Source organism: Mesorhizobium sp. P2_C5_2, assembly GCF_056404535.1.
In genome coordinates this window covers 61,978-75,315 of the sequence record NZ_JBFUDV010000004.1, presented here as the reverse complement: position 1 = coordinate 75,315, position 13,338 = coordinate 61,978, and the positions used below count along the sequence as shown (strand labels likewise).

Below are 13,338 nucleotides of genomic sequence, written 5' to 3'. Positions count from 1 at the left end.
CGCGATCCTGCTTTTGAGGATCACGGTCCACTCACAGTCTATTGTGCCTCACCCGCGGTGGCGTGGCCGAAGATGGCCGGGAGCCCGCGGGCAACGCCGGTATCCACCGTAACCGAGGCGCTCATGCCGGTGCGCAGCGCCATTTTGGCGTCGGCATCGGTGAGTTCCAGGCGCACCGGAATGCGCTGCGTGACTTTCACCCAGTTGCCGGTGGCGTTCTGGGCCGGCAACAGCGAAAACTCCGCGCCGGTGCCGGCGCCGATCGCTTTGACGGTGGCCTCGAAGGTGCGGCCCGGATAGGTGTCGACCACGATCTCGGCCTTCTGGCCTGTTTTCATGTGGGTGAGCTGGGTTTCCTTGAAATTGGCATCGATCCAGGTGTCGCCGGTCTCGACCAGCGCAAACAACGGCGTGCCGGAACCAACATACTGACCGACCTTGAAAGACGAGGCCTGGCTGACGACGCCGTCCGCCGGCGCCTTGACCGTGGTCTGCGCCAGATCGTAGGCGGCCTTGTCGCGCGCGGCGAGTGCGGCCATCACCGTCGGGTGCTTGTCGGTCTCGATATCGGGATTGCCGGCGAGAGCGGCCTTGGCGCTGATGATGCCTTGCTCGGCCACGGCCAGCTGCTGCCTGGCCTTGTCGAGATCGTTCTTGGCCTGATCCAACGAGGATTTGGCGTTGATGCCCTTCTGGGCAAGGTCGGCGGCGCGGTCATACTGCGACTGCGCGTAGTCGACTTCGCTGGCGTCGGACTTTTCCTGCGCCATCGCCTGGCCGTAGGCCGCGCGCAGCTGTTCGATGCCGACGCGTGCGACCGCAACCGCCGCATCAGCCTGGGCCAATGCGATCCGGTAGGGCTCGGGGTCGATGGCAAACAGCACATCACCGTGCTTGACCAGTTGGTTGTCGGAGATGTCGACCTGAACGATGCGCCCGGCCGTATCCGAGGCGATCGACACCTTGGCCTGCTGCAAATTGGCGTTCTCGGTCTCCTGATAGCGGCCGCCGGTCACCCAGACATAGCCGCCGCCAATAGCCAGGGCCGCCGGCAGGACGACCATCAACAGCAAGCGGCCGAGGCGACGCGGCTTTTTCGGGGCCGGCGTGGGCTGCACGGGCGGAGCCACCGCGATAGGGGCGGCTGCCAGCTGCGCCGGCGCTTCGGCAACCGGCTGTGCCGACGCTTCGATTTCGAGCTTGGTTACATTGTCGTCTACCTTGGCTGCCGCGTTCATGCCGCTGCCCCTTCCGTACTCTTCAGAGCCGACGTCTCGCCGTCCGCAAGGTTCTGAACGATGGTGTCCAGCGCCCGGATCAGCACGCGGCGATCTTCCGGTGAAACGCCGACCAGCGACTCCTCATAGACTTCGCCAGCCAGGCTCTTGACCTCCGCATAGGCGGCACTTGCCTTGGCGGTCGGGAAAATCATGCGTACGCGGCGATCGGTGGCATCGGGGCGGCGTTCGATCCAGCCGCCCTCCTCCATCCGATCAACAAGGCGCGAGACGCTGATCGGCTCGATTTCAAGCAGTTCGGCAAGCCGCGCCTGACTGATGCCCTCTTCCTTGGCGACGCGGACCATCAGCCGCCACTGCGCCGACGAAAGCCCGAGCCCGCTGGCGCGCGTCTCGAAGCGCTTGCGCAACAGACGCTGCACGTCGTGGATCAAAAAGCCCAATCTATCTATGCCGTCGGAAACCATGAGCGGTATATATAATAAGCGTGCTTACTATTCAAGATACCGCATTGCGCCAGAGCCGGCAAACAGGGATGGCAGCCCATGCAAGGAGATCATGGTTGCAACCGATGAACAACGTCGAGTGCCCTGGGTAAGCATCTCTGGCGCCGTCTGTGGCCGCCGCAGCGCAACGCCCGACAAACGGGAACGGTTCACGACGGCGAGTGCCTATTTCCCCAAAACCCTGTTCCGCCCTTCCCAAGAACGGCCCCTCCTTTGGCTCTAAGGCAGGCGCCTCGGTGGTCGTCGTTCCTATGTGGAGCGATTCTGGCCGAAGCGATTGAGTGAGCGGAACGGACCAATGTTGGAAGGGAGCGCCCTCGGCGCCGATTTTACGACAGGCGCAATTTCAATCAAACTGGCCTCGCGGAAAGACGGCAACATGGTGCCGCCAAATGCGAGGAGACCAATGAACCCGACCGAGAAAGCGCTGTGGTTTGTCGAGAGCCATCTGCCGGAAGCGATCTCGCTGGACGATGTCGCGCAAAGCAGCGGCGTGTCCCGCTTTCATGTGACGCGCGCCTTTGGCGCCGCCACCGGCCGTTCGGTGATGGGCTATATGCGCGCGCGCCGGCTGACCGAGGCGGCGCGCAAGCTGGCCGGCGGCGCGCCCGACATCCTCGCGGTCGCGCTCGATGCCGGCTACGCCTCACATGAGGCCTTCACCCGTGCCTTCCGCGACCAGTTCGGTACGACGCCGGAACTGGTGCGCGCACAGGGCAACCTCAGCAATCTCGATCTTGTGGAGCCGATCCTGATGGACCAGTCCTTCCTCGCATCACTGCCGCCGCCGCGCTTCGAGGCGGGCCGGCCCTTTCTCATCGCCGGCCTCGGCGAACGCTACAGCTGCGAATCCAGCGCCGCCATCCCGATGCAGTGGCAGCGCTTCGGCCCCTATATCGGCAACATTCCGGGCGAGACCGGCGATGTCGCCTATGGCGTCTGCGTCAACGGCGACGATGCCGGCAATTTCGACTATATCGCCGGGGTCGAAGTCCTGGATTTCTCCGACCTGCCGAAGGAGCTTTCCCGGGTGCGGGTGCCGGCGCAGAAATACGCCGTCTTCACCCATGCCGAGCACATCTCGACCATCCGCCGCACCGTCAACACGATCTGGAACAAATGGCTGCCGGCCTCCGGGCACGACATAGCGGACGGACCCGAATTCGAGCGCTACGGGCCGGAGTTCGACCCGCGCAGCGGCGATGGCGGGCTTGAGATCTGGATCCCCGTGAAGACCTGAACGCCGCTACAGTTCCAGGTTCCAGTTCTGGCCGACCAGATCCTTGCCGAAGGCGTGGTGGCGCTCTTCGTCGGCCAGCTTGAAGCCGGCATTCTCGTAGATGTGACGGGCGGCGGTCAGGATGTCGTTGGTCCACAGGGTCAGCGTCTTGTACCCCTTGGCGCGAGCGAAGCCGATGCACTCCTCGACCAGCCGCTTGCCGATGCCGAGGCCGCGCGCCGACGGCTCGACATAGAGCAGGCGAAGCTTCGCCACATCATCCGACTTGCGCACGACGAAGACCGAGCCGACCACCTCCCCTTGCCGTTCGGCGATCCAGCTGCGCTCCCATTTGGCATCGAAGGATTTTACGAAGGCGCCGAGGATTTCGGCGACCAGCGCCTCATAGGTTTCGTCCCAGCCATAATCCTGCGCGTAGATCTGTCCCTGGCGGCGGACGATCCAGCCGATGTCGCCGACCTGCAAGGGCCGCAGCATGTAGGGGATTTTGGGCTCCAGGCTCTCACCCAGGAGCTGCTGCACCGTCTGCATGGCCTTGACCAGCCGGTCCTGTTCGGCAGCGGGAAGCCGCTCCAGCAAGGCGGCGACCTGATCGTGCGAACCCCGGTTCAGCGGCGCGAAGGCCTCCCGTCCTGCCGACGTCAGCGTGATCGACGATTGCCGCGCATCCGACACCAGCGCCGTGCGCGAAATCAGCTGCAAGTGCTCGAACTTCTTCAGCAGTCGGCTGACATAGCCGGCGTCGAGGCCGAGATCGCGAATGAGATCGGTGGCGGTCAGGCCATCGCGATGCGCCAGTTCATAGAGCACCCGCGCCTCGGTCAGCGAGAAGGAGCTTTTCAGCAGGCCTTCGTCGAGCAGGCCGATCTGGCGGGTGTAGAAGCGGTTGAAAGCCCGCACCGCGTCGATGCGTTCCTTGCCGGGTTGATGATGGATCGTCATGGGCAATCTCCTGCTCCAGGACGATCAATCATTTATTTGACTTAGTCAAGTATCATCATACGAAACGGCTGGACGCTCACACCATCGTGTGTTCGTGAAAAGCGGTTTCGATCAGGCGATGGCGCGGCGGCGGCGCGCGACCAGGATGAACAGACCGAGCAGCACGACGCTGGCCGCGGCACTGGCGGCGGCGAATTCCGGCACCGGCCGGAAATCCTTGCCGTCGATCAGCAGCGATGCCGCGATCGGCCCGATGGCCAGGCCGAAGAGCTGTGCGGCCGGCACCAGAAGCACGGCCGTGCGCGTTTCGTCGGCGGTGATCCCCAGCCGGATCTGATAAGGCACGATGAACAGAAGAATGAAGCCCATGACCAGCGCGGCGGCCCAGAAAATCGCCAGGTCGGGGCTGCCGGCGAGCACCGCAGAACAGGCGACGGCGACCACGCCGATCGCCACGATGGCGACGCGGTAGTCGATGCGCGCCTCGAAGACGGTCGCCGTCATCGCGCCGAGGACCTGGACCGCCAGGCTCGCCGAAACGATCAGGCCGACGGTGCGTCCGTCGATGCCGTATTGTGCGCCGAGCGGCTCGAGAAAAGCCCAGACCGAGCCGAAGAACATAAAATAGCAGAAGACGCACAGCAGAGCGGTGAGCGAAGGGACGGTCAGCACATTGCTGAACTGCTCCTCCTTGGGCAGGTCGGCATAGCTATCCGGGACCATGAAGGCGACCGCCACCGAAGCGATGCAGACGACAGCAAGGACGACGAAGCCCCCAGCCGATCCGGCAGCCGGGATCACATAAAGCGCCAGCAGCAGGGCAAGCGCGCATTGCGCCAGGGTCTGGATGGTGACGAAATAGCCGCCGATGCGCTCGGCCCGACGCGAGCGGGCGATCAGTTCGGTGGCGACCGCCACAAGGCCGCCTTCGGCGAGACCGGCCACCGCGCGGGCGGCAATCAGCGAATTCGGGCTGGCCGTATAGGCGGTTGCCCAGTTTGCCAGCGCCAGCAGGACCAGAAGGATCGCACTCTTCCAGCGCATATTGTGGGCGGACAGCATCATCGCCACCACGGCCGAACCGACGCCGATGGCGATCATCTCCGCCGTGGCGACCAGCGCGAGTTCGTCGCCGCTGACATGGCCCTCGGTGTAGAGCGCGCCAAGCAGCACCGGCTGCAGGCCGAGGATAAGCAGGCCGACCGAGCCGATCCACAGCGCCGAGGCCAGTTGCGCGGCGGTCGGATTGCCGACCAGCCAATCGCCGTTTCCGGTATCGACGTTACGAACAGAAGTCACGGGCGCCTCCCAACGTCCTTGCCTGACGGCAAAAAAACTGACAATCTGTCAGTATTTAGAAACTGATACTCGATCATATTCGTTTGTCAATCACTGGTGAGGCTCGGCATTAGCAAGGCTGGGGATCGAATTGGCGATCGAGAGGGTGGCGGCATGAACGGAGCAATGAGAACGGCGACCGAACCCAGGCGCAGGCCGAAGCAGGAGCGCAGCCGCGAGCGCATCGACGCCATCCTGTCGACGACCATGCGGCTGATCGGCGAAAAGGGCATCGACGCCGTCACCATGAAGGAAGTCGGCGCGCTGGCCGGCGGGCCGATCGCCACCGTCTATCATTACTTCCCCAACAAGTCGGCGATCCTGGCGATGCTCTACGAGCGTTTCTCCGAAGTGAGCCGTGCCCGGCTTGCGGTGATCGTTGCCGACATCGGCGGGCTGGGCGACGTCATCGCGGCGGCCGATCGGCTGCTCGACGACTACTGTGAACGCGTCGCCGGCGACCCCGCCATCCAGGACCTGCAGAACGCCATCCAGGCCGACAAGGCGCTGAAGAATCTCGACATCGCCGAAACCCGGCGCCAGGCGACGATGTTCTGCGACCATGTCGACCCCTTTCTCGCGCCAGAGCGACGCGATGAGTTCGGCCGTATGGTTTTCCTGATCTTCCAACTAGCCGGCGGCGTCGTGCGCATGGCGCTGACCCAGGACCAAGAGGAAAGCCGCCATACCATCGAGGACTACCGGTCGATCATCCATACGCAGCTGGGGCTGTTTCTCTAGCGCCCGATTCGGCCCTTTGCGGCCCGGCGGATGAGGTTTTCGAAGCCGTCGGCTAGGTTAGCGGTGCCAGCGGCGACGATCTTCGACAGGTTCCTGGCGCGGCCGGGGGTCTTGTTGGCGTCGAGCAGCACCGCCCTGCCCTCATGGACGACAAAGTCGAACTTGCCGTAGTCGAAGCCGAGCTTCCGACGCAGGGCGCGCAGGTCGTCGGGAACCGGAACCGGCTCGCGGCGGATGGTATCGTCGCCCTTGACCAGACGCTGCGGCGAGACGTAGCGGGTGCAGCGCTCCCGATCGCCGCAGAATATCCAGAACCGTGCCGCAAAACCGTCGGGCTCGATTTCGGGAATGAATTTTTCCACAATCAGGTCGGCACGCCCGAAAATCTCCGGCGCCACATCGGTAAGCGAGGCATGGACCTGATAGCGATCGAAGATCTGCGCGCCCGGAAAGGTCACTGCCTTGCCGGCGCGGACGGATTTTCGGTTGAGCTGCTCCTCAGGCATTCCCCAATGATTGAGGTTGCTCTTGACGATGACCTGACCGCGCCAATCGTCCCCCTGCTCGAGGATCGCACCGCTGATGCGACGCTTGGAAATGTCGGTTGCGCCAAGGTTGAGGCACAAGGGAAATCCGCTGGCATAGTCGACATAGTCCCATGGCGTCACTGTCGCATCGACGTGCAGGACGGCAATATCGGCGTCATGATTTGCCGACGGCCCACGCTGGATTCGCACGGAGTGACCGCGCCGTTTCAGCTCCGCCAGGATGTCGAACAGCATGTAGGGGCTGTCCTGGCGCAACAGGAGGCCGTGCCGGCTCTGGAACCGGTCATATTCATGCGTTATGACGGCAATGCGGGCCACGGCTTCTCCTGCGTGAGGTAACACGTAAGGCAACCAATAGCTTGGAAGGAAATATGTCCAGCCATTCCCCAAGCCGTTCCGCATGACTGGCCACTGGGGCGCAATTCGCCGTCACTGGCGGCTTCTCGGGTCGCCGCTTTGTCCGCCGCCGGAAGCCGTCGCCGCCTATGAGCGCGAACTCGGCCTGCAATCGGTCGATGTGGTGCTGCTTGGGGTCACGCCGGAACTTGCCGGTCTCGGCCGGACCGTGCTCGCGGTCGACGAGTCCGCCGCCATGATATCGGGCATCTGGCCAGGCGATACCGCCTCGCGCAAGGCGGTCATCGGCAACTGGCTGGAGCTGCCGCTGGGCGACGAAAGTGCCGGCGCGGTGATCGGCGAGGGCTGCCTGTCGGCACTGGGGTCCTCGGTCGCACGCCAGGCCCTGCTTGCCGAGATCGCGCGTGTACTGCAGCCCGGTGCGCGGGCTGCATTGCGGGCCTATGCAAGCCCGCATGCGCCGGACGATCCGCAGGAGGTCCGGGCGCTGGCGCTCTCCGGTGGCGTTGCGACCTTCCACGAACTCAAATGGCGCATTGCCATGGCTTGTGCGGGGGGCGACCCTGACCGCGCCATTCCGGTGCGGGCGATCCTCGACGCCTTCGATGCGATGTTTGCCGACCGGGAAGTCCTTGCCGCGACGACCGGATGGGATATGCCGGTCATCGGCACCATCGACGTCTACGCGAATTCGCAGACGGTCTACAGCTTCGCCCCGGGGGCGACGCTGGTCGAAGAGGCGAGCCGGTTTTTTGACAGTGTCCGCCTCGCGCCGACAGGGACCTATGCGCTGGCGGAACGCTGTCCGCTTCTGGTGCTTGAATCGCCGAGGCGCCGCTAGGGTCCGCCGTCGGATTGCGGCACGGCTCCAATTGGCGCAATTCTGCTCGCCGCTCGCCTTGACTCTCGAAAGCCACGCGCCTATTTCAGCGCCACGTTAGCACTCGACCCAAGTGAGTGCTAACTCATGTCCGGCATCGCCGGATGGAGGAACTTGTTCTCACTGTTCTCATTCGAGGAAGAAAAAATGGCAAAGTCGAAGTTCCGCCCGCTTCATGACCGCGTGGTCGTACGCCGGGTCGAATCCGAATCCAAGACCGCCGGCGGGATCATCATCCCGGATACGGCAAAGGAAAAGCCGCAGGAAGGCGAGATCATCGCCGTCGGCTCCGGCGCCCGTGACGAAGCTGGCAAGCTGGTCCCGCTGGACGTCAAGGCTGGCGACCGCATCCTGTTCGGCAAGTGGTCGGGCACCGAAGTCAAGCTCAATGGCGAAGACCTTCTGATCATGAAGGAATCCGACATTATGGGCATCATCGGCTGATTATCGGCCTCCTCATCAACTGAATTTTCGGGCTCTCCCCGAGCCCCTGCCAGGAGCTAAAAAATGGCTGCTAAAGACGTAAAATTCTCCCGCGACGCCCGCGAGCGCATGCTGCGCGGCGTCAACATCCTCGCCGACGCGGTGAAGGTCACCCTCGGCCCCAAGGGCCGCAACGTCGTCATCGACAAGTCGTTCGGCGCCCCGCGCATCACCAAGGACGGCGTCACCGTCGCCAAGGAAATCGAGCTTGAAGATAAGTTCGAAAACATGGGCGCGCAGATGGTCCGCGAAGTTGCTTCGAAGACCAACGACATCGCCGGCGACGGCACCACGACCGCGACCGTTCTGGCGCAGTCGATCGTCCAGGAAGGCCACAAGGCCGTTGCCGCCGGCATGAACCCGATGGACCTGAAGCGCGGCATCGATCTGGCCGTGACCGAAGTCGTCGCGGCTCTCGGCAAGGCTGCCAAGAAGATCAAGACCTCCGAGGAAGTTGCCCAGGTCGGCACGATCTCGGCCAATGGCGACGAGTCGGTCGGCGCGATGATCGCCGAAGCGATGCAGAAGGTCGGCAACGAAGGCGTCATCACGGTTGAAGAAGCCAAGACCGCCGAGACCGAACTGGAAGTCGTCGAAGGCATGCAGTTCGACCGCGGCTACCTCTCGCCCTACTTCGTCACCAATGCCGACAAGATGGTTGCCGAGCTCGAGGACGTCTACATCCTGCTCCACGAGAAGAAGCTCTCCAACCTCCAGGCCATGCTGCCGGTTCTCGAAGCCGTCGTGCAGACCTCCAAGCCGCTGCTCATCATCTCGGAAGACGTCGAAGGCGAGGCTCTGGCCACGCTGGTCGTCAACAAGCTGCGTGGTGGCCTGAAGATCGCCGCCGTCAAGGCGCCGGGCTTCGGTGATCGCCGCAAGGCCATGCTGGAAGACATCGCCATCCTCACCGGCGGCCAGGTCATCTCGGAAGACCTCGGCATCAAGCTCGAGAACGTCGGCCTCAACATGCTCGGCCGCGCCAAGAAGGTGTCGATCTCCAAGGAGAACACCACCATCGTCGACGGCGCCGGCAAGAAGGCCGAGATCCAGGGCCGCGTTGCCCAGATCAAGCAGCAGATCGAAGAGACCACGTCGGACTACGACAAGGAGAAGCTGCAGGAACGTCTCGCCAAGCTGGCGGGCGGCGTTGCGGTGATCCGCGTCGGCGGCGCGACCGAAGTCGAAGTCAAGGAAAAGAAGGACCGCGTCGATGACGCCCTCAACGCGACCCGCGCGGCCGTGGAAGAAGGCATCGTTGCAGGCGGCGGCGTCGCTCTCCTGCGCGCTTCGGCCAACATCAAGGCCACCGGCGCCAACGCCGACCAGGCTGCCGGCATCAACATCGTTCGTCGTGCGCTGCAGGCTCCGGCCCGCCAGATCGCGGCCAACGCCGGTGCGGAAGCTTCGATCGTTGCCGGCAAGATCCTCGACAACAAGGGCGCGACCTACGGCTACAACGCCCAGACCGGCGAGTATGGCGACATGATCGCCATGGGCATCGTCGACCCGGTCAAGGTCGTGCGTACCGCTCTCCAGGACGCGGCCTCGGTCGCCGGCCTGCTCGTCACCACCGAAGCCATGATCGCGGAGGCTCCGAAGAAGGAGTCGGCTGGCGGCGGCATGCCTGGCGGCATGGGCGGCGGCGGCATGGGCGGCATGGGCGGCATGGATTTCTAAGAAATCCATAAAGCACGCCCATGAACTGAAGTTGCTCAAGCCCGCAAGCGGGCTTGAGTGGCGGCATGGATTTCTAATCCAGCCAACCTGGCTTATGCATACGAAAAGGGCGCCGAAAGGCGCCCTTTTTGTTTAGAGATCAGCTAGTTAGGCCGCGCTCTCCGCCTGCTGCGCAACCTTGCCCGCAAGCACCGCCTGCTCGATCAACGCAGCCACCTCATCAGCCACAGCGTTGAGCGATGAGCGGTCGCGGGTGGCCCGTGCGATCACCATCAGCCCTTCCAGCGAGGATTCGACCAGCAGCGCCAGGGCATGCGCGCGACGCTCGGGCACCCCTGCCCTGACAAAGGCCTGTTGCAGCAAGCCGATCCATTGCCCGAAAGCCGACCGGCAGAGTTCAGCCAGTTCCGGCACATCGGTGGGTGAATCCAGCACCACCGGCGCAATCGGACAGCCCAGCGAAAAGTCATTGTCCTCCAGCATGCGCCCGACCGACTGATAGATGTGATGGACGGCCACCGCCGGGTCGCTCTCGGCGGCCAACGTCTCGCCCAGCCTTTTCGTCACGTCGGCGACGCTGTCGCGCGTCACCTCGATGACCAGCTGGTCCTTGCCACCCGGAAAATGGAAATAGAGCGAGCCGCGCGGCGCACCGCTGGCACCCAGAATGTCGTTGAGCGAAGTGCCGTGATAGCCGCGCTGCCTGAGCAGCAGCGCCGTCGTCTCGAGTATGCGGGTTCGGGTGTCGTTCGCCATGTCAGCCTCTGTCAGCAATGGCCATTATAGGCCTTGCGTAAAATATGACAACCGGTCTACATAATATGTAGATCAGTCTATATACTCTCGAGGAAGAGCGACATGCGCAGCTACCGTCTTGAAGGGTTTGGTGGAACCGAATCCCTGGTGATGCGCGACGAGGCGCGGCCGGAACCGAAATCGCATGAGATCGTGGTGCGCGTTCGCGCCACCTCGCTCAACCGCCGCGACACGATGATCCTCGGCGGCACCTATCCGCTGCCACCGCGCCGAGGGGTCGTGCCGTTGAGCGACGGCGCCGGTGAGGTCTTCGCGATTGGCGATCAAGTCAGCCGCTTTGCCGTCGGCAACCGCATCACCGGCAGTTACTTCGCCCGCTGGATCGATGGCCGCATCAATGCCGGGCTGATCGACCAACTCGGCTGCACGCTGGACGGCATGCTGGCAGAATATGCCGTGCTCGACGAACAATGGGCGGTGCGGCTGCCCGACCATCTGAGCTGGCACGAAGCAGCAACGCTGACCTGCGCCGGCGTGACAGCCTGGAACGCCGTGACGGCGGCCGGAATTCTCAAACCTGGCCAATGGGTTCTGGTCATCGGTTCGGGTGGCGTGTCGCTGTTTGCGTTGCAGTTCGCCAAGCTCGCAGGTTGCCGCGTCGTGGCTGTCACGTCGCGCGCCGAGAAGGCCGACAGGCTGCGGGCGCTGGGCGCCGACCTCGTTGTCTCCAGCACCGACATGCCGGAATGGGGCGCCTGGGTGCGCGAACAGACAGGCGGCATCAATCTTGTCGTCGAAACCGGCGGCCCGGCCACCTTCGCGCAGTCGCTGATTGCCAGCACGCTTTATGGGCACATCGTGCTGCTGACACTGCAGGATGCCAAAGGCAGATCGATCGAGATGCCGGCAGCGCTTTATCAGCGCAGCCTCGTCACCATCAGCCGCCTGTTCGTCGGCAGCCGCAGCAATCTCGAGACGACGCTGCGCGCCGTGTCAGCACACCGCCTGAAGCCGGTCGTCGACAAGGTCTTCCCCTTTGCCGAAGCCCGCGAGGCCTATCGCTACTTCCAGCAAGGCGACGTGTTCGGGAAGGTTGTCATCGACGGCGCCTGACCCGTTTGCCCGCTTTTCAAGCCCAAACCAGGAGAACGACCATGACCATCCGTGAAGCTTCCGCAGAATGGCAAGGCACGCTGAAGGAAGGCGCCGGCCGCCTGCGGCTTGGCAGCGGCATCTTCGAAGGCGCCTATTCCTTTCCCTCGCGTTTCGAGAACGGTCCGGGCACGAATCCGGAAGAGCTGATCGCGGCAGCCCATGCCGGCTGCTTCTCGATGGCACTGACCTTCATCCTCGGCCAGGAAGGCCATGTTCCCCGCAACATTCGCACCGTCGCCAAGGTGCATCTCGGCGCGACCGCGGCCGGGCCGACCATCACCCGCATCGAGCTCGAAACCGAGGCGGAAGTCGCCGATCTCTCGGCAGACGAGTTCGAGCGCCTTGCACAGTCGGCCAAGGCAGGCTGCCTCGTCTCACGGGCGCTGGCCGGCGTTTCCAGCATAGATCTCAAGGCAGGGCTCATCGCCAGCGCCGCGCCTGCCGAACATTGAACTTCAGGAGGCAAAGATGAAACAGGATAGTGTCGTGACAATTCACGCGGACGAACAATCCAGCCAGACTGCCGAGATCATGCGGCGCTTCAACGATGTGTTCCAGCACCATGATCCGGCCGCGCTTGCCGAGCTGGTGGCCGACGGCTGTGTGATCGAAAACACCGTGCCGGCGCCGGATGGCGCCCGCCATGCCGGCAAGGATGCCTGTGTCGGCCTGTGGTCGGCGATCGCAACGCAAGCCGGCACAAGCTTCGACCTCGAGGAAACTTTCGTGGCCGGCGAGCGGGCGACGATCCGCTGGCGCTACTTCATGGCCGACGGCAACTCCATCCGCGGCGTCAATCTGATGCGCGTCGCGGATGGGCGGATCGTCGAGGCGATGGGCTACGTCAAGGGATAGGCCTTACCCGATGCGGCACCACGCTCGGATTGATCCGGAATCTCGCCCGGCAGGGCAGAGATTCCGGCTGTTGTCCCGTTAATGGACAAGCTTTTGCAGCTTCACCGTGGTTTTGGGGCTGTTCTGGATCGTCTGGAAGATCACGCAGTAGCGATCGGTAAGCTCAAGCAGCTGGTCAAGCTGGCTCTGCGAAGCATCGGTGTCGATGTCGAACCGCAAGCGGATTTCCTTGAAGCCGACCGGCACGCCTTCTGTGACACCAAGCGTGCCGCGAAGATCGACGTCACCTTCCGCGGAGACTTCGGCCGACCTGATCGGAATTTCCAGCACGGCCGCGGCCGCCCGCATCGAGACGCCGGCGCAGGCGATCAAGGCCTCAAGCAGCATGTCGCCGGAGCAGAGCTCCTGACCGCTGCCGCCGGCCATCGGATGGATACCGGCAAGCGCCAGTCCACGTCCGGTCTCGACCTTGCAGGTTACGGTGGAGGCGTCAGCGACACCCCTGGCCTTCAAGGTGAGAAACGCGGCCTTCGCATCTGTGCGATAAAGATCCTTGATCGGTTCCTGCGTGGCGCGGAATGTTGCGATTTCCATGGATAATCTCCTGTGGTGAATTGTG

The 13,338-nt window shown here is 63.6% G+C and carries 15 protein-coding genes; 8 read left to right on the top strand and 7 right to left on the bottom strand.

Annotated features, from left to right (window positions below; genetic code table 11):
- Positions 1 to 38: 38 nt before the first annotated feature.
- Both AC1D1B_RS15515 and AC1D1B_RS15510 read right to left on the bottom strand, forming a co-directional pair.
- On the bottom strand, positions 39 to 1,238 hold the full coding sequence (locus AC1D1B_RS15515; RefSeq protein WP_477333401.1) for an HlyD family secretion protein: 1,200 nt from the start codon (positions 1,236 to 1,238) through the stop codon (positions 39 to 41).
- On the bottom strand, positions 1,235 to 1,705 hold the full coding sequence (locus tag AC1D1B_RS15510; protein WP_477333400.1) for a MarR family winged helix-turn-helix transcriptional regulator: 471 nt from the start codon (positions 1,703 to 1,705) through the stop codon (positions 1,235 to 1,237). Before AC1D1B_RS15510 ends, AC1D1B_RS15515 begins: the two co-directional genes overlap by 4 nt.
- A 445-nt stretch (positions 1,706 to 2,150) precedes the next feature.
- Here AC1D1B_RS15510 and AC1D1B_RS15505 point away from each other — a divergent pair, with 445 nt between their 5' ends.
- Complete coding sequence (locus AC1D1B_RS15505) at positions 2,151 to 2,984, top strand: AraC family transcriptional regulator (RefSeq protein WP_477333399.1); 834 nt, start codon at positions 2,151 to 2,153, stop codon at positions 2,982 to 2,984.
- A 6-nt stretch (positions 2,985 to 2,990) separates the two neighbouring features.
- Here AC1D1B_RS15505 and AC1D1B_RS15500 read toward each other — a convergent pair whose 3' ends face one another.
- Both AC1D1B_RS15500 and AC1D1B_RS15495 read right to left on the bottom strand, forming a co-directional pair.
- Positions 2,991 to 3,926, bottom strand: coding sequence for a bifunctional helix-turn-helix transcriptional regulator/GNAT family N-acetyltransferase (locus tag AC1D1B_RS15500; RefSeq protein ID WP_477333398.1), 936 nt, complete (start codon positions 3,924 to 3,926; stop codon positions 2,991 to 2,993).
- 111 nt (positions 3,927 to 4,037) lie between these two features.
- On the bottom strand, positions 4,038 to 5,225 hold the full coding sequence (locus AC1D1B_RS15495) for an MFS transporter (protein WP_477333397.1): 1,188 nt from the start codon (positions 5,223 to 5,225) through the stop codon (positions 4,038 to 4,040).
- A 153-nt stretch (positions 5,226 to 5,378) separates the two neighbouring features.
- Between AC1D1B_RS15495 and AC1D1B_RS15490 the strand changes: the two genes are divergently transcribed.
- Complete coding sequence (locus AC1D1B_RS15490) at positions 5,379 to 6,005, top strand: TetR/AcrR family transcriptional regulator (protein ID WP_477333396.1); 627 nt, start codon at positions 5,379 to 5,381, stop codon at positions 6,003 to 6,005.
- On the opposite strand, the gene AC1D1B_RS15485 is transcribed toward AC1D1B_RS15490, so the two are convergent.
- On the bottom strand, positions 6,002 to 6,871 hold the full coding sequence (locus AC1D1B_RS15485; protein ID WP_477333395.1) for a hypothetical protein: 870 nt from the start codon (positions 6,869 to 6,871) through the stop codon (positions 6,002 to 6,004). The two genes, AC1D1B_RS15490 and AC1D1B_RS15485, sit on opposite strands and share 4 nt — an antisense overlap.
- An 82-nt stretch (positions 6,872 to 6,953) precedes the next feature.
- On the opposite strand from AC1D1B_RS15485, the gene AC1D1B_RS15480 reads away from it, so the two are divergent.
- The 3 genes from AC1D1B_RS15480 to groL all read left to right on the top strand — a co-directional run bounded on the left by AC1D1B_RS15480 (position 6,954) and on the right by groL (position 9,953).
- Entirely contained in the window at positions 6,954 to 7,751 is a 798-nt protein-coding gene (locus AC1D1B_RS15480; RefSeq protein ID WP_477333394.1) for a class I SAM-dependent methyltransferase, read from the top strand.
- Positions 7,752 to 7,937: 186 nt separating this feature from the next.
- A complete protein-coding gene (gene groES, locus AC1D1B_RS15475; RefSeq protein WP_006203049.1) occupies positions 7,938 to 8,234 on the top strand; it encodes a co-chaperone GroES in 297 nt (98 codons plus the stop codon).
- Positions 8,235 to 8,297: 63 nt separating this feature from the next.
- The gene (gene groL, locus AC1D1B_RS15470) at positions 8,298 to 9,953 is read left to right on the top strand and encodes a chaperonin GroEL (protein WP_477262552.1); all 1,656 of its coding nucleotides are present in this window, start codon (positions 8,298 to 8,300) and stop codon (positions 9,951 to 9,953) included.
- Between the two features lie 147 nt (positions 9,954 to 10,100).
- Here groL and AC1D1B_RS15465 read toward each other — a convergent pair whose 3' ends face one another.
- Complete coding sequence (locus AC1D1B_RS15465) at positions 10,101 to 10,709, bottom strand: TetR/AcrR family transcriptional regulator (RefSeq protein WP_477333393.1); 609 nt, start codon at positions 10,707 to 10,709, stop codon at positions 10,101 to 10,103.
- 102 nt (positions 10,710 to 10,811) lie between these two features.
- On the opposite strand from AC1D1B_RS15465, the gene AC1D1B_RS15460 reads away from it, so the two are divergent.
- From AC1D1B_RS15460 to AC1D1B_RS15450, 3 genes are read left to right on the top strand one after another with little or no spacing between them, the layout of a single operon-like run.
- The gene (locus tag AC1D1B_RS15460; protein WP_477333392.1) at positions 10,812 to 11,822 is read left to right on the top strand and encodes a zinc-dependent alcohol dehydrogenase family protein; all 1,011 of its coding nucleotides are present in this window, start codon (positions 10,812 to 10,814) and stop codon (positions 11,820 to 11,822) included.
- 41 nt (positions 11,823 to 11,863) lie between these two features.
- Positions 11,864 to 12,316: an OsmC family protein gene (locus tag AC1D1B_RS15455; protein ID WP_477333391.1), complete on the top strand. Its 453-nt coding sequence runs from the start codon at positions 11,864 to 11,866 to the stop codon at positions 12,314 to 12,316.
- A 16-nt stretch (positions 12,317 to 12,332) separates the two neighbouring features.
- A complete protein-coding gene (locus tag AC1D1B_RS15450) occupies positions 12,333 to 12,719 on the top strand; it encodes a nuclear transport factor 2 family protein (RefSeq protein WP_477333390.1) in 387 nt (128 codons plus the stop codon).
- A gap of 78 nt (positions 12,720 to 12,797) precedes the next feature.
- Here the strand turns inward: AC1D1B_RS15450 and AC1D1B_RS15445 are convergent, their stop codons facing one another.
- The gene (locus AC1D1B_RS15445) at positions 12,798 to 13,313 is read right to left on the bottom strand and encodes an OsmC family protein (RefSeq protein ID WP_477333389.1); all 516 of its coding nucleotides are present in this window, start codon (positions 13,311 to 13,313) and stop codon (positions 12,798 to 12,800) included.
- Positions 13,314 to 13,338 lie beyond the last annotated feature (25 nt).